This window comes from Nocardiopsis sp. iso_40 (assembly GCF_056173285.1).
Genome location: NZ_CM149666.1, coordinates 1,309,205 through 1,324,823 on the forward strand (window position 1 = coordinate 1,309,205; position 15,619 = coordinate 1,324,823).

Genomic DNA, 15,619 nt, shown 5'->3' on the forward strand with positions numbered 1-15,619 from the left:
GGGGGGGCTCAGCCCTCCACGGCCCGCTCCTCCTCCGCCAGGCCCAGACGCTCCTGGGCGCCCGGGAAGGACAGCTCGAAGTCCGGGGTGTCGGCGATCAGCGCGCGCGTGTACTCGTGCTGCGGCGCCGACATGACCTGACCGACCGGACCGTACTCGACGATCTCGCCCTTGTTGAGGATGGCGACCCGGTCCGCGATGTTGGACACCAGCGCGATGTTGTGCGTGACGAACAGCAGCGCCATGCCCTGGTCCTGGAGGCCGCGCAGCAGTTTCACGATCTCCGCCTGCACCGACACGTCCAGCGCCGAGGTGATCTCGTCGCACACCAGCAGGGCCGGGTCGGTCGCCACCGCACGCGCGATACACACGCGCTGGCGCTCGCCGCCGCTGAGCTGCTCGGGGAAGCGGTCCGCGTAGGAGGCGGGCAGCGCGGCCCGCTCCAGGGACTCGGCCACCACGGCGTCCGGGTCCTCCGGGCGGCCCACCAGGTGCCGGTACGGGCCCAGGATCTGCTCCCGCACCCGCTTGCGCGGGTTCAGCGCCTCGTACGGGTTCTGGAACACGTACTGCACCCGGCGGCGCTGCGCGGCCGTACGGCGGTAGCTGCTGGTCGCGAGCCGATCGCCGTCGAAGAGGACCTCACCGGTGAACTGGTGGTGCAGGCCCGCCACCGAACGCGACAGGGTCGTCTTGCCCGAACCCGACTCGCCCAGCAGGGCCACGCACTCGCCGCGGGAGACCGAGACGTCGATCCCCTCCAGCACCTTCGTGCGCCCGTACCCGGCGGTCAGACCGGAGACCCGCAGCAGCGGTTCCTCCTCCGGCTCGGCCTCCTCGTGCCCCGACGTCCGCAGCAGCGGCACCGCCAGCAGCAGTTGCCGGGTGTACGCGTGCCGGGGGTCGGAGAGCACCTCGGCGGCGCGTCCGCGCTCGACGACCTCGCCCCGGTACATGACCGCGATGTCGTCGGCCAGGTCGGCCACCACGGCCATGTCGTGGCTGATGTACACACCGGCGGTCCCGTAGTCACGGGTCATCGCCCGGATGGTCTCCAGCACGTGCGCCTGCGTGGTCACGTCCAGTCCGGTGGTCGGCTCGTCGAGCACGATCACCTCCGGACGGCCCACGAACGCCATCGCGATCGCCACCCGCTGCTGCTGGCCGCCGGACAGCTGGTGCGGGTAACGGCGCAGGAAGGCGTCGTCGTCGGGCAGCGCCACCTCGCGCAGGACCTCGCGGACCCGCCCGACGACCTCCTGCTCCGACAGCGAGTCGTCGTGCAGTGCCTCCCGCAGCTGTACACCCAGGCGCAGGGCCGGGTTGAGCGCGGAGGCGGGCGACTGGGGGATGTAGGCCACCGCGCGGCCGCGCAGCCGCCGGACCCCCTTCTCGTCCAGCCCGGCCAGGTCCTGGCCGCCGACACGCACCTGGCCGCCGGTGATCTCCGTGGCGCGCTTGCAGTGCGCCAGCAGCGACAGCCCCAGCGTGGTCTTGCCCGAACCGGACTCCCCGACCAGGCCGAGGATCTCGCCCCGCTTCACGGTGATCGAGACGCCGCTGATGATCTCGACGTCCGAGGGGCGACCGATCACGGTCAGACCGTCGACCACCAGCACGGCCTCGCCGTCGCGGGCCGCGCCGCCGGCGGCCCCGGACCCCGTGTCCGTGTTCTCCGTGTGCTCGTTCTCCGTCACTTCTCGACCCCCCGGTCGATACCGATCGCCGCACGGGAGAGCCCGTCGGTGATGAGGTTGGCGCCGACGGTCAGCACCGCGATCGCGGTCACGGGCAGTGCCACCGCCCACGGCTGCACGGCCATGCCCTGGCGGTTCTCGTTGATCATCAGGCCCCAGTCCGCTGTGGGCGGCTGCAGGCCCATGCCGAGGAAGCCGAGCACGGCCACCACGCCGATGGAGTAGGTCAGGCGCAGACCCAGCTCCACCAGCAGCGGGCTGGTCACGTTCGGCAGGATCTCCACCGTCATGATCCGCCAGCGCGGCAGCCCGATCGCCTCGGCGGCCTTCACGTAGTCCTGCTCGATCACCTTGCGGGTGGCCTCGCGGATGACCCGGGCGACCCGCGGCATGTGCGAGACGGCGATGACCGCCACGATCAGCCACACCTTCGGGCCGATGATCGACATCACCAGCAGTGCGGCGATCAGCTGCGGGAAGGCCAGCAGCACGTCGTTGGCCCGCATGAGGACGTCGTCCACCCAGCCGCGGCGGTAACCGGCGATGATGCCGACGACCGTTCCGGCGGCCACGCCGACGGCGGCGGCCGAACCGGCCAGCAGGAGCAGCGTCCAGCCGCCCCACATGAAGCGGGTCAGCACGTCGCGGCCGCGGTTGTCCCCGCCGAACAGGGCGCCGTCGACGCCCGTCTCGTACGGTTTGGCCACGAACTCGGTCGGGGTGTACGGGGCCACGAACGGGCCCAGCACGGCGATCAGGACGATGAGGGCGGTCAGGGCCACACCGACCTTGGTGCGGCCGAACCGCCACGCGGTCCGGAAGAGCCCCGGGCGGCGCCGGGCCGGCGCCGCGGGGGCGGTACTCGTCGAAGATCCACTCATCGGTTCGCGACCCTCACCTTCGGGTTGGCCGCCAGCCCGATCACGTCCGCGATCAGGTTGACCAGGATGTAGATCCCCGCGATGAGCAGAACCACGGCCTGGATCAGCGGCACGTCGCGGTTCTCGATGGCGTCCATGAGGACCTTGCCGACACCGGGGAAGTTGAACAGGAACTCGATGGCCACCACACCGCCGGCCAGCCAGGCCAGCTGGAGGGCGACCACCTGGGCCACCGGCCCGATCGCGTTGGGCGCGGCGTGCCGCCACAGCACCGTGCGCTCGCTCATGCCCTTGAGCCGGGCCTGTTGCACGTACTCGCTCTCCAGGACCTCGATCATCGTCGCCCGCATCATGCGGACGATCGGCGGGGCGACCGCCAGCGCCAGTGTCAGCACCGGAAGGACCCACTGCTCGGGGCCGCCCTCACGGGCGTAGACGGACGGGAACAGCCCCAGGCCGCCCGGGCCGAGCATCAGGATCAGCAGGATGCCGACCACGAACTCGGGGATGGACGCCACGACCAGGGTGCCCATAGAGGAGGCGTGGTCGAAGGTGCGGTCCCGCCGCAGGGCGCTGAACGCGCCGATGAACAGGGAGACGGGGGTGGCGACCAGGGCGGCCAGTCCCATCAGGGTCAGCGAGCTCTGGACGGGGCTCAGGAGGTACTCGGCGACGGGCAGCCCGTTGGAGAAGGAGGTGCCCAGGTCGCCCTGGACGATCCCCTGGAGCCACTGCATGTACTGCACGGCCACGGGCTCGTGCAGGTTGAGCTGGTCGCGCAGCGCCTCCAACCGCTCCGGGGTGGCGTCGCGGCCCAGGATCAGCTGGGCCGCGTCGCCGGGCAGTGCCTGCGTGGCCGCGAAGACCACGAGGGACACCGCCCAGAGCGTCAGTGCGCCGAAGAGGAGGCGGACGACGATGAGTCGGGTCATGGTGAGCTTTCGTCAGCGGGGTGGGCTCGGGAACCGGGCGTCCGCTAGGACTGCTCCTTCCACATGGTGTGGAAGGCGTAGGAGCCGAGCGGGTGCCCCGAGACCGCCGGCTCCAGGCCGTGCACGGAGGCGGCGTGGGCGTCGAGCAGGTTCACGAAGCCCCACACGATGTAGCCGCCCTCCTCGTACTCGATCTCCTGCGCCTTGCGGATCAGCTCGTTGCGCTCGTCCTCATCGGCGGTCCGGCGCGCCTCCTCCAGGTAGCCGAGCCACTCCTCGTGCTCGCCCCACATGGTCTCGTTGTAGGGCGCGCCCACGATCGAGCCCTGGGCGGTCTGGGTGATGTAGTTGCGGGCGCTCCAGAAGTCCTGGCCGAAGGCGTAGGGGAAGCCCTCCTCCGGGCTCCAGTAGTCGCTGGGGTTGACCCGGCGCAGGTTGACGGTGACCCCGGCCTCGCGGGCCTGCTCCTGGAAGACCTCGGCGGCGGCGACCACTCCGGCGTTGATGTCGGAGGTGACCAGCTCGACCTCCAGCCCGTCCTCGTGGCCGGCCTCGGCCAGCAGGCGCTTGGCCTCGTCGATGTCCTGGTCGCGCTGCTCGAAGTCCTCGGGGTAGGAGGGGTCCATCCGCGCGTACATGTCGTTGCCGATCTGGCCGTATCCGGCCAGTGCCTGGTTGATCATCTCCTGGCGGTCGACGATGAGCCGGAAGGCCTGGCGGACGCGGACGTCGTCGAAGGGCTCCTTCTCGAGGTTCATCGTGAACGGCAGCCACATGCCGGTCTCGGACTCCAGGATGTTCACGCTGGGGTCGCCCTCGATGATGGCGACCTGGGCGTGCGGGACCTGGCTGATCACGTCGACGGTGCCGCTGCTGAGCGCGTTGACGCGGGCGTCGTCCTCGGGGAAGTCCACGATCTCCAGCTCGTCCACGTAGGGCTGGCCCTCGACGTGGTAGCCCTCGTGGCGCTCGAAGACGCTGTACTCGCCGACCTTGAACTCGGAGTACTTGAAGGGACCGGAACCGATCGGGTTCTTGGGGTCGTAACCCACCGGGACGACGCAGTTGTAGTACTCGGCGAGTGCCTCGTTCAGGGTCACGAAGGGCTCGTTGGTACGGATGACCACCGTGCGGTCGTCGACGATCTCGGTCTTGTCCAGGTCGACGCCCTCCAGGTCGCCCGCGCCCCGCATGGGGTTCTCGGGGTCGAGGATGCGCTCCAGGGAGAAGAGGACCGCCTCGGCGGTGACCGGGGAGTCGTCGTGGAAGAGCAACCCCTCCCGCAGCACCACGGTCCACTCGGTGGCGTCGTCGTTGGGCTCCATCGACTCGGCCAGGTACGGCTCGAGCGTGCCGTCGTTGGCGAAGTGCATGAGCGAGGTGTAGAGGGCGTAGTTGCGCGCGATGTCGACGTTGTCGGTGGGGTTGTGCGCGTCCAGCGTGTCGTTGGCGCCGCCGCCGGCGATGCCGACCTTCAGGCGGCCGCCGTACTGGGGCTCGCCGCCGCCGTCGGCGCCGCCGGACTCGGAGTCACTGCCGCAGGCGGCCAGGACCGGTGCGACGGCCGCGCCGGCGGCGGAGGCCTTGAGCAGGGTCCGGCGGGAGGTGAAGCGGTTCGCGGCGGGGGTGGAGTCTTCGGGCAGGGCAGGCACGGGACACCTCATGTGGGACGGGGAACTTCGGTCGGCCGACACCGTGGTGACACGGTGGGGCTGGAGGTACCCCTGGGGTTTTTGTCGGTATCGGCCCCCAATGATCCTTGTTCGCACTACAGGAAGCGTCAAACGACGGTGTGAGCGGGACGGGGGTGTCCAGGAGATTTCCTGCCGTATGTCCGGAGTGGTGTTTCGAAGTCTGTTGAAACACGCTGTGGCCTGGGGGTTTCAGGTGGTATGAGCGGAAGTCGCGAGCGCTCGTGTGCGCATGCCGACCGAGCCGTGCCAGCGCTCATGGGCGCGCTTCCATCGCTTCCCGTTGTGTCCTCATCGTTGTCGCCGGGTAGCGAAAACGTGGCGTTTAGTCGCTGCTTTTTCGTGTTTTCCGGGGGGTCGGCTACCCAGGGTGAGGCCTGTCCGGCCGGGGATCGGTTCCGGGCCCGTTCCCGAAGCGGCGGCTCCCGTTCCGGGGTGTGCGCGGGTCGGGCCGCGGTCAGGTCACCGCCGGGTATTGCCAACGTGTTACACCTCACATGGCCGGTACTGGACCGCGGGCAGTTTCCTTTGTCCTCATCGGGGAGGACACAGGACGGGGTTTTGTGGCCAATCCCCAGCGTTGGGAACGCGGGTGTGCTGTTCTGGAGCAGGTACACCCTTGTCTAAGGTGAGTGCAGGCGGCGCAACCCGCGCGCCCGTCGCGGGTGATTGGAGTGACCGGATGGCTGAGGCGAGGCAACTCCGGGACCACGTGCCCGCGGATGCCCCAGACGCCGCGACGTCGACCGCACCGACGATCGAGGTCGGCGACCTCACGGGTGGGGTCACCGACCACACCGTGTGGAGCTGTGCGGGGAACCTGACCGCGGTGCGTTCCATCCGCGCCCGGGTCCGTGAGTTCCTCACCAGGACCGGGCACAGCGAGGGGGCTATGGACGACGCCGAGCTGGCCGTCAGCGAGCTGGCCACCAACGCCCTGCTGCACTCGCGTTCGGGGCAGAGCGGCGGGGTGATGACCCTGTTCATCCGCTCCGACGCGGGACGGCTCCGGGTGGCCGTCGCCGATCAGGGCGAACGCGACCCGGCCGACTCCGAGGGCGGCGGCCTCCGGGAGGACGGCGGCGACTACGGGCGCGGCAAGCTCATCGTCGACAGCTGCGCCACGCGCAGCGGCGAGTACCGCAGCGAGGCGACGCACGTGGCCTGGTTCGAGATCGACGACGAGGTCGCCGTCGCCGAGCCCGCCTGAGCGGACCGGTGCGGGCCCGCGTCAACGGCCCCGCGCGGGCGTCCTGACCCCGGCGACCAGTACGCCTAGCGCACGCCGTCCGGGTGGGGGAGGCTGATCCGGGTGGGCGCGGGGTCGCACGCGACCGTCACCCGGCGGCCCTCCGGGGGCGGGCAGTCGTCGCCCGCGACCACGCAGGCCCCGGTCCACAGCGCCAGTGCCACCAGGGCGAGCCGGGTGGCCTCGTCCCCCCGCTCGCCCACCGCGACCACGTCGTCGGCGGTCAGGGCCAGCCCCGCGCGCAGTTCCGCGAAGCGGGCCAGGAGATCGTGGTGGGTGTGCAGGGTGGTGAGGATGTCGTCGCCGACGGTCTCGTAACCCAGGAGCCCGTTGTCGAACAGCCCGCGTGCGGGGCTGTAGCCGTTGCCGTCGGGACTGGGCAGCAGCAGGTCGGCGAAGGGCGTCGTGCCCAGGGCGGTGCCGAACGTGATGATCTGCCGGATCCTCGACCGCTCCGCCAGCTCCAGGGCCCGTCCGGCCAGGTCGGCGCTGACCAGGAGCAGCCGTGCGTCGGTCTCCGCCAGGGCCCGGTACTGGGTGCGCAGGTCGGACTCGGGCGAGACGGTCAGGGCCCGCCCGCCGACGGCCATCACCGTGTACGAGGCCAGGAAGCGGTCGGGGGAGACGGGGGCGAGTACGCCGACGACGTCCCCGAGGCACATACCGCGGCGGCTCAACCCCGCGGCGGCCTGTTCGACCGTCGCGGCGAAGGTCAGCGCGTCGGTCCGGCCGGAGCTCCCCCGGATCGTCCCACCGCGGCCGGGCCGCAGTCTCAGACGCTCGCACAGGCCTCCGGTGAGTGAGCCGATCGGGTCGTCCCGACGCGGCAGGTGACGGCCGGGTCGTCCGGTTCCAGAAGTCAGCCCTACCCCCATGCGTTCTCCCCTTCGAACAGCGTTCTGGCGGGACCGCTACCCGGGCTCGTCACGCCCCCTCCACGTGACGAGCCCGGAAGCGCCGTGCCGGGCGTTCGCCGCGAGGGCCCTCCCCAGGTTCTCCCTCGCGCCGGCACGGTTGCCCACCGGTTCCGGAACCGGCTCCGGAACCGACGGCGCGACGGGGTCCCGGTGTTCAGCCCGGGATCCGGCGGCCGTTTCTGGGACCGGCAGGGCCCTGTTCGCGCAGTGCCGAGAGCCTGATGTCCCATGGCTTGAAGCCTAGCGTGTTCACAGCCATATGCACATGCATCTTGCTATGCAGATGCATATGTAGATTCATGGCAGGGGGAAACTACACAACCCTCGTGCGGCTGGAGCGCACGTTCGGGCGCGGCGTGCCGTCGGGGGTCAGGCCGTCCGGTGCCGCTCGATCCACGCGGTGATCTGCGTCCGCGAGTGGAACCCCATCTTCCGGTTGATGTTGGCGACGTGCCTGGCCGCCGTGGACGGTGTGATGAACAGGTCCCGGGCGATCTCGGGGTTGCTCCTGCCCGTACTCACCAGCTGGGCGATCTCCAGCTCCCGGCGGGTGAGGAGCTGCCGGGGATCCGTCGACTCGGGACAGGGCCCGGCGGTCCGCCCGGCGCGGCCCCCGTCCCTGCGTCCCCGCCGCGAACCGGACCGGGGGCTAGGCGGGGAGGAGGGGCGGCGGCCCTCCTCGGCCAGCCGTTCCGCCTCCCGGACCGCTTCGGACAGGCCGAGGACGTACCCCTGCTCCCACCAGCCCACCAGGTGCCGACGCCGCCGACGGACCCGCTCCACGTCCAGGAACGGCCACGGGGCCCCGTGCACGGGCAGGCCGACCTGGGCCCGCGCCGCCATGGCCGCTCCGGCCAGGCGGCAGGCGGGCTCGCGCAGCCCCGAACCGAACGCCGCCCGGGCCAGGGAGAGCAGGGTCCGGGCCGCTTCGGCGCGCTGTCCGCTCCCGTGGCTGAGCAGCAGGCCCTCGCTCAGGTAGTCGTAGGCCTGACCGACGGAGCCCTGGGCGTGCGCGACCCGGCCGATCCCGGCCAGACAGCGCGCCTCCTCCGAGGTCGCGCTGATCAGCCGCTGGGTGTCCAGCGCCTCCCGGTAGCAGCGGTCGGCGGTCATCAGGTCGCCGTTGGCCTCCGCGGCCCGGGCCTGACCGATCAGGACCACCCCCACCCCCCAGCGGTGGTCGATCCCCCGCAGCAGGGTCAGGGCGGCGTTGTAGTGGTGGTCGGCGGCGGGGTAGTCGCCCTGCTGGGCCACCAGCGCGGCCCTGGTCCCCAGGGCGATGGCCTCCCCCCACAGGTCGCCGGCCTCCCGGCACAGCCGAAGGGCCTCCTCGACCCGGACCGAGGCCAGGTCCGGCCTGCGGTCGCGCACCTCCACCAGCGCCAACAGGTTCAGACAGGTGCGGACGAACACGTCGTCGCCGGCCTCCCGGCACAGCCGGAGCCCCTCCTCACCCGTGGAGCGGGCCAGGGCGTGGTCCCGCCGGACACGTGCCAACTGGGCCCGGGCGACGAGCGCCCTCGCCCGGGAGGGCGCCTTGGCGGTCTCCTCCAGGGCCAGCAGCCGGTCCATCCAGTGGGCGCCCTCGGAGTAACCGTTGTGGCTCACCCAGTGCGCCACCAGGCTCACGCACAGCCGGAGCCCGGGTTCGGCCGCACCGCGCTGGTGGGACCAGCGCAGCAGCGACCTGAGCGTGTCGTACTCGGCGATGACCCGCTGACGTCCGGAGTCGCGTTCGGACCACGGCATCGACCGGCTCGACTCCAGCTTCTGCCCCAGATCCTCCACCAGGTGCAGCATGCGCACCAGCAGCCGGTCCTGGAAGGCCTCGCCCTCGCCCGCGGCCGTCAGGCGCTCCTGCGCGAACTGGCGCACCGCCTCGGGGAGCCGGTAGCGCACCCGGCCCTCGAACTCACCGGTCACCGTGATCAGGGCCCGGTCCAGCAGGCAGGTGAGCAGGTCGAGGACGTTCGACTCCGGCAGGTCCTCGTCCGCGCACACCTGCTCGGCCAGCTCCAGGTCCCAGCCCCGGAACACCGAGAGGCGGCGCAGCAGCACCTGTTCTGGGCCGGGCAGGGACCGGTAGACGAAGTCCAGTACCAGCGGCAGCACCTGACTGCGCGACACGGCCTGCCCCGGCCCGGGCTGGAGCGCGGGGGAGGCCAGGTGGGAGCGCAGTCCCTCGGTGAGCGCCCCGATGCCCTCCTCCGGGGCCCGTGCGCCCAGCACCTCGATCCCCAGCGGGACACCGCCGGCCAGGTCGCACAGGGTCGCCACGGTCTCCAGTTCCGCCTCCGAGGCGGTGAACCGGGGGTCCCGGGCGCGGGCCCGGTCCAGGAACAGCCGCACCGACTCGGCGTCGGCCGGATCGGGCGGCGGAGCGTTGCGCGCGGCCACCGGCAGCGCCATCGGGGGCACCCGCCACACCGTCCCGCCCGCGAGGCGCACCGGCAGCTCGCTGGTCAACAGGACCGACACCGCGGGGCACTCCGCGAGCAGGGCCTCACCGACCTCGGTCACCTCGTCCGCGATGTGCTCGCAGGAGTCCAGCACGAGCAGCAGCCGGCGGTCGCGCAGAGCCTCGGTCACCGTGTCCGCGAGGGGGAGTCCGGGCTCCTCGACCACGCCCACGGCGTGGGCGATCCGCGCGTGGACCTCCAGGGTCGTGCGCACGTCGGTCAGGTCGGCCATCCACACACCGTCGGGGAAGGACACGGTGGACTGCTCGGCCACGCGCAGAGCCAGCCGCGTCTTGCCGATTCCGTCGGCACCGCACAGGGTTACCGACCGGCTGGAGCCGAGCAGGCGGAGCAGATCGCTCAGATCTCGCTCCCGGCCCACGAAGCTGGTACCCGGCCGGGGGAGATTGTGCCGCGCGGGCGCGGTCAAAGGTGCCATGGCCTTCACAAGTAGGGGCTGTCGGGGGTGGTCCCGCCGGGGAGGGACCAGGGGGCGGACGTCATGAGGTGGGCACTGGGGCTTGGGCTTTCTGGTTTAGCGGGTGCACGCGCACTGTGCAAGTGCTGCCGGGCGGACGCAGCCGTTCAGCCGGACTCCTGCGGGGCGGCCCAGCCGGTCAACTGCGTTCTGGAGGAAATCGAGAGTTTTCTGAAGATGTTCGCGATATGGCGTGCGGCGGTGGCCTGGCTGATCGTGAGCACTCCGGCGATCTCCCTGTTGGACAGGCCCTGCCCGGCCAGTGTGGCGATCTCGCGCTCCCGGGGCGTAAGGGAGCCGGGGCCGCTCGCCCGGGACTCCGGGGGTCGGGGAAAGGCCAGGGCCCGGTCGCGCACCTGTTCCAGGGGCAGTGAACGCCAGGCGTTCCACGCCTCGGTGGCCCGCCCGGCCCCCACCCGCCGCTCCACCGCCGAACGCAGCCGGACGGTCTCCGCGGACGGCCGGTCCAGCGCGGTCCTCAGGTCCGCGGCCACCCCGGCCAGGGCCGCGGCACGGGTGGGCTCCTCCTCGGCCAGGGCCAGCTCCGCCAGGGCCTCCAGGGCGTGGGCCACCGCGATCCGCCGACCGGACGTGAAGCTCACCCGCAGACACCGGTCGAGCGGTTCGCGGGCGGCCAGGGTGTCGCGCGCGGCCAGGTGGAGCCGGCCCAGGTCGGCGGCGCACTGGGCGGCGTAGGGGGCCGAGGGCAGTTCGCCGAAGACCTCCAGGGCCTCGGACAGCAGCGCACTGGCCCGGTCGTGGTCACCGGCCTCCGCCGCGATGGAACCCAGCCCGTGCAGGCAGCGCGCCTCGCCCCACCGGTCGCCCAGCTCCCGTGCCAGGCCGGCGCTCTCCTCCAGGTGGGCGACGGCCTCCTCGGTGGCGCCCCGCCGCCGGGCCAGCTGGGACAGCACGTCCCGCGCGGTGCCCTCGGTCATCGGGTCCGCGGCCCGGCCGAGCCACTCCAGGGCGCGTTCGGCCTGCCGTCCGCCCTCCTCCAGAGCGCCGCTGCGCAGGGAGAGGGCCGCCATCGTCGCCAGGGCGGAGGCCGCCGCGACGGGTTCACGGCAGGCCCGTGCCGCCTCCAGGGCACACGCGGCCAGGGTGTCGACCCGCGGCGCGGAGTCCGTACCCAGGCGCAGCTCCGCGTGCAGGGCCAGGGCGCGGGCCCGCAGCGGGGGCGACTGCTCGTCGGGTTCACAGGCCAGCACCTGTTCCAGGAGCCGACTGCCCTCGGCGGACAGGTCCCGCACCAGCCAGTAGGGGCGTAGGGCCACGCAGATCCGCAGGGCCTCGTCCACCCGCCCCCTGGACAGGGCCCACGCCACCACCCGGGCGTGGTTGTCCCGGTGGTGGTCGTGCATCCGCAGCCGCCCCAGGCGCTCCTCCCAGGTCTGCGGGCAGGCGCCCTCCTTGGCCTCCTCCTCCAGACGGGCGACGCAGAACCGCAGGTAGCGTTCCCAGCGCTCGTCGCCGTCGGCGCCCAGGCGTTCGGCGGCGTAGACGCGTACCGTCTCGGTCAGCCGGTAGTGGGCGGTGCCGTTGATCTCGGAGTCCATCACCACCAGCGACTTGTCCAGCAGCGAGAAGTGCAGGGGCAGGATGTCGGCGGGAGCGACCCCCGCGCCCGAGCACACGTCCTCCGCGGCCTCCAGGTACCAGGTGGAGAACACCGACAGGCGGTGCAGGAGCAGGCGCTCGGCGTCGGTGAGCATGCCGTGGCTCCACTCCAGCACGGCGCGCAGGGTGCGCTGGCGCGCGGGCAGGTTGCCGGTCCCGTCACTGGTCAGGAGTTGGAAACGGTCGTCGAGGCGGCGCAGGATCTGCTGGACCGAGAGCACCCGGACCCGGGCGGCGGCCAGCTCGATGGCGAGCGGCATGCCGTCGAGCATCCGGCAGATCTCCGCCACGTAGCCCGAGTTCTCCCGGGTCATCTCGAACCCGGAGCGGGCCGCGTGCGCGCGGGTGAGGAACAGGCGCACGGACTCGTAGCGCTGGGCGTCGCGCCGGGGGATGGGGGCCGGCACCGGCGCGTAGGGGTCGGTGGGGGTGGGGCGCGCGGGCAGGGAGAGCGGCGGGACCCGCCAGATGTTCTCCTCCGGCATGTGCAGGGGCTGGCGGCTGGTCACCAGGATCCGCACCCGGGGGCAGTCGCGCAGCACCGCCTGGCAGAGTTCGGCCACCGGGCCCACGGCGTGCTCGCAGGTGTCCAGCAGCAGGAGGAGGTGCTGGGTGCGCAACGCCGTGATGATGCCGTCCATCAGGGTCCGGGCGTCGCCGGTGACGGCGTGCAGCCCCGTCGCGACCGTGCGCAGAGCCTGTTCGCGGGTGGAGGCCTCGCTCAGGTCGATGAACCGCACCCCGTCGGGGAAACGGCGCAGTACGCGCTCGGCGAGGTGGAGCGCGAGCCTGGTCTTGCCGATCCCGCCGGTACCGGTCAGCGTGATCATCCTGGCCGTGCCCAGCAGGCGGCTCAGGTCGACGATGTCGCGTTCACGTCCGACGAATCTGATGAACTCGCCGGCGGACAGGGGCAGGTTGTGGCGGGGAGGAGACATGGCCTCGATTACTAGGACACCGAATCGGCCCGCGTCGTACGCGCGGTACGGCACGGAGTACAGCCTGTCCCAGTCTGGCACCCGGTTCCCGGAGCTGTCTCGGGAATGGCCGGTTCCGGCACGGGAGGTCGAAAACCACCCGTGCCGGGCCGATAACTGCTAAGTGGGGGCGCAGGCGCGGGGCTACCCCCCGGGGGTCCACGCGGTCGGGTCGGCCGGGCCCTGCCCGCCCCCGGCCATGTCCTTGACCTCGTGCTCCCCGCCCTGTTCGAAGGGCGGGAACCACACGAAGGGGATGCCCTTCTTCGAGGCGTACTGGATCTGCTTGCCGACCTTGGCGGTGGAGTGGAACACCTCGGTGTTGAAGCCGCGCCCGCGCAGCAGTTCGCCGGTGCGCAGTGCCTCGGCGCGCTGGTCGGCGCCCGGGACCACGACCATCACGTCGGTGGGGCAGACCCGGCCCCCCTCGATCCTGCCCTCGGCCACCAGCTTGGCGAAGATCCGGGTGAGGCCGATGGAGATGCCCACGCCCGGCAGCCGCCTGCGGATGAACTGTCCGGCGAGGTTCTCGTACCGGCCGCCCGCGCAGATGCTGCCGTAGCCGGGGTCGTCGTCGAAGGAGGCCTCGTAGACGGTCCCGGTGTAGTAGTCCAGGCCGCGCGCGATGGACAGGTCGGCGACCACACTGCCCTCGGGCAGGTCGGCGAGGTCGTTCAGGACGAAGGCGAGCTCCTCCAGGCCCTCCTCCAGCAGATCCGAGACCACCCCGAGCGCCCGGACGCTCTCGACCACCTCGACGCCGGTGCCCTTCACCCGGGCCAGGGCCAGACAGGGGTCGATCTGCTCGGCGGACAGCCCCTCGCCCTCCAGGATCGCGCGCACGCCGTCGTCCCCGATCTTGTGGAGCTTGTCCACGGCGCGGATGACCGCGATCGGGTCCTTGATGCCCAGGCCCTCGTAGAAGCCCTGGAGCACTTTGCGGTTGTTGACGTTGAGGGTCCAGGCGGGGATGTCGAGCCCGCTGAGCACCCGGTGCACGATGCGGGGGAGTTCGGCGTCGAAGTGCAGGGGCACCGAGTCCACGTTGATGACGTCGATGTCGCACTGGGTGAACTCGCGGAACCGGCCCTCCTGCGGGCGCTCGCCGCGCCAGACGCGCTGCATCTGGTAGCGCTTGAACGGGAAGGTCAGCTCGTTGAAGTGCTGTGCGACGTACCGGGCGAAGGGCACGGTCAGGTCGAAGTGCAGACCGAGCTTGGCGTCGGAGTCGTCGGAGCCGTCGGCCTGGAGCCGGTGCAGGGTGTAGACCTCCTGGGAGGTCTCGCCCTTGGCCATCAGCACGTCCAGGTTCTCCACGGAGGGCGTCTCCACGGAGGCGAAGCCGAAGGACTCGAATCCGCTGCGGATATGGTCCAGCCAACGCTGCTCCACGGCCCGGACCTGGGGGGTCCACTCGGGGAAACCGCTGATGGGAGTGGGGCGGACGACGCGCTGATCGGACATGTGGGGTTCTCGGCTCCGGAGTGTTCGGCCTGTTCGGGAAATCGGCCCTCGACCCGTTCGCGCGCGCACGCGTCGCACCGCGGCGGGCGCCGTCCGGGGAGGGTGCCCGCCCATCCTACGCATCCCCGCCGCCGGGACGCTCCCGTCCACAGCCCCCACTCGTGCGATGTGCGCCAACCCGCCGCGATCTTGCAGTTCGGCGCCGAAACCGCCCCCGGTGGCAGGACCACGGCTCAGGAGGGGCCCGAATCCGCCCGGCAGGAAGAGCGGAGGGTCCCGGCCAGTGGTCAACCTCGGCCACAGGAGCACCCCGAGCGCCTACCTCCGCTCCTGTCCAGCCACCTCCGCCACAGGGGGAGTGCTTCCCGCTCATCTCGGCCCCATGGGTGTGCCAAGATCCGGGGCAGAAGCTCAGCCCCAGGGGGCGTGCCTTCCCACCTCAACCACAGCAGGAGCACCCTCCTACTCACCTCAGCCGTAGGAGCAGGGCCGGTTAGACCACCTGGCCCCAGGGGGAGACTCCGACCACTCACCTTAGCCAGAGGGGGTGCCCCTGCCTGCTCACGATCACTCCAGGGGGTGTTCTTTCGTTCGGGCGCGGGAGTCTGGGTTTCAGCAAACACAGTGCAAGACGAGGCAAGCCGCCAGCGAGGAACGAGCAAGGCGCCGCCGAGGATGCTGTGCCTGCTAAAACCCGAATCCCTCCGCAAAGGCGCCGAACACGGGCCGAAGCGAAGCGGAGGCCCAAAGCAAACACCGCGGAGGCCCAAAGCAAACACCGCAAACACGTCACCGGCCCACGTGGACGGTTGTGGGCCGGTGACGGTTGTGGGGGCGTCCTGTGGGGGGTACGGCCGCTCCGACGTCGAAGAGCGAGACGTCGGCGGTGGTCGTGTCCCGGGGCGCCGCCGGGGCCCCGTGGTGGCCGCGCCTCGTGCCAGGAGATTCGTGCGACCGCGCTTGGGTGGTGCCCTGTTCTCCACCGTAGATGGCGTGGGCGGCGCCGGACAGGGATTGGCGCGGCCGAAAGCGGCCGAAAACGGCCTCTCACAATGTCGTAAAGTCGACCGTCCGGGGTACGGGAGTGTGCTTGTCTGACTACGGTCCGTCGGCCAAGGCGGACTCCCCGCCACGAGGTGGACATTCGACCTTGGGGTCTCTCGGGGTGCCTGGTGGCCGGAAAGGGCGCAACGGCCGGGGTTGTGACCTCGCTCCCCACTGTGCGGAAACCCCGGATTCCAGCGCCGTCCGGTG

The 15,619-nt window shown here is 71.5% G+C and carries 9 protein-coding genes; 1 reads left to right on the plus strand and 8 read right to left on the minus strand.

Going from position 1 to position 15,619, the window contains the following annotated elements:
• Positions 1 to 8: 8 nt before the first annotated feature.
• The 4 genes from AC0VYD_RS05770 to AC0VYD_RS05785 are packed head-to-tail and all read right to left on the minus strand — an operon-like array spanning position 9 to position 5,162.
• A complete protein-coding gene (locus AC0VYD_RS05770; RefSeq protein WP_475478919.1) occupies positions 9 to 1,697 on the minus strand; it encodes an ABC transporter ATP-binding protein in 1,689 nt (562 codons plus the stop codon).
• A complete protein-coding gene (locus AC0VYD_RS05775) occupies positions 1,694 to 2,578 on the minus strand; it encodes an ABC transporter permease (protein WP_475478920.1) in 885 nt (294 codons plus the stop codon). The genes AC0VYD_RS05770 and AC0VYD_RS05775 overlap by 4 nt, the downstream gene beginning before the upstream one ends.
• Positions 2,575 to 3,510, minus strand: coding sequence for an ABC transporter permease (locus AC0VYD_RS05780; protein ID WP_475478921.1), 936 nt, complete (start codon positions 3,508 to 3,510; stop codon positions 2,575 to 2,577). The genes AC0VYD_RS05775 and AC0VYD_RS05780 overlap by 4 nt, the downstream gene beginning before the upstream one ends.
• 44 nt (positions 3,511 to 3,554) lie before the next feature.
• Positions 3,555 to 5,162, minus strand: a complete 1,608-nt coding sequence (locus AC0VYD_RS05785; RefSeq protein ID WP_475478922.1) for an ABC transporter substrate-binding protein — start codon at positions 5,160 to 5,162, stop codon at positions 3,555 to 3,557.
• 721 nt (positions 5,163 to 5,883) lie between these two features.
• Here AC0VYD_RS05785 and AC0VYD_RS05790 point away from each other — a divergent pair.
• The gene (locus tag AC0VYD_RS05790; RefSeq protein ID WP_475478923.1) at positions 5,884 to 6,411 is read left to right on the plus strand and encodes an ATP-binding protein; all 528 of its coding nucleotides are present in this window, start codon (positions 5,884 to 5,886) and stop codon (positions 6,409 to 6,411) included.
• Between the two features lie 65 nt (positions 6,412 to 6,476).
• Here the strand turns inward: AC0VYD_RS05790 and AC0VYD_RS05795 are convergent, their stop codons facing one another.
• The 4 genes from AC0VYD_RS05795 to hisS all read right to left on the minus strand — a co-directional run bounded on the left by AC0VYD_RS05795 (position 6,477) and on the right by hisS (position 14,365).
• A complete protein-coding gene (locus tag AC0VYD_RS05795; RefSeq protein WP_475478924.1) occupies positions 6,477 to 7,325 on the minus strand; it encodes an AMP-binding protein in 849 nt (282 codons plus the stop codon).
• A gap of 411 nt (positions 7,326 to 7,736) precedes the next feature.
• Entirely contained in the window at positions 7,737 to 10,256 is a 2,520-nt protein-coding gene (locus AC0VYD_RS05800; protein WP_475480194.1) for a LuxR C-terminal-related transcriptional regulator, read from the minus strand.
• Positions 10,257 to 10,411: 155 nt separating this feature from the next.
• The gene (locus AC0VYD_RS05805; RefSeq protein ID WP_475478925.1) at positions 10,412 to 12,862 is read right to left on the minus strand and encodes an ATP-binding protein; all 2,451 of its coding nucleotides are present in this window, start codon (positions 12,860 to 12,862) and stop codon (positions 10,412 to 10,414) included.
• Positions 12,863 to 13,045: 183 nt separating this feature from the next.
• Entirely contained in the window at positions 13,046 to 14,365 is a 1,320-nt protein-coding gene (gene hisS / locus AC0VYD_RS05810; RefSeq protein WP_475478926.1) for a histidine--tRNA ligase, read from the minus strand.
• Positions 14,366 to 15,619: the final 1,254 nt, after the last annotated feature.

Bases quoted from the DNA above. Each gene is read 5' to 3' on its own strand.
- AC0VYD_RS05775 (WP_475478920.1), bottom strand. From the start codon at position 2,578: ATGAGTGGATCTTCGACGAGTACCGCCCCCGCGGCGCCGGCCCGGCGC.
- AC0VYD_RS05780 (WP_475478921.1), bottom strand. From the start codon at position 3,510: ATGACCCGACTCATCGTCGTCCGCCTCCTCTTCGGCGCACTGACGCTC.
- AC0VYD_RS05790 (WP_475478923.1), top strand. From the start codon at position 5,884: ATGGCTGAGGCGAGGCAACTCCGGGACCACGTGCCCGCGGATGCCCCA.
- AC0VYD_RS05795 (WP_475478924.1), bottom strand. From the start codon at position 7,325: ATGGGGGTAGGGCTGACTTCTGGAACCGGACGACCCGGCCGTCACCTG.
- AC0VYD_RS05805 (WP_475478925.1), bottom strand. From the start codon at position 12,862: ATGTCTCCTCCCCGCCACAACCTGCCCCTGTCCGCCGGCGAGTTCATC.
- hisS (WP_475478926.1), bottom strand. From the start codon at position 14,365: ATGTCCGATCAGCGCGTCGTCCGCCCCACTCCCATCAGCGGTTTCCCC.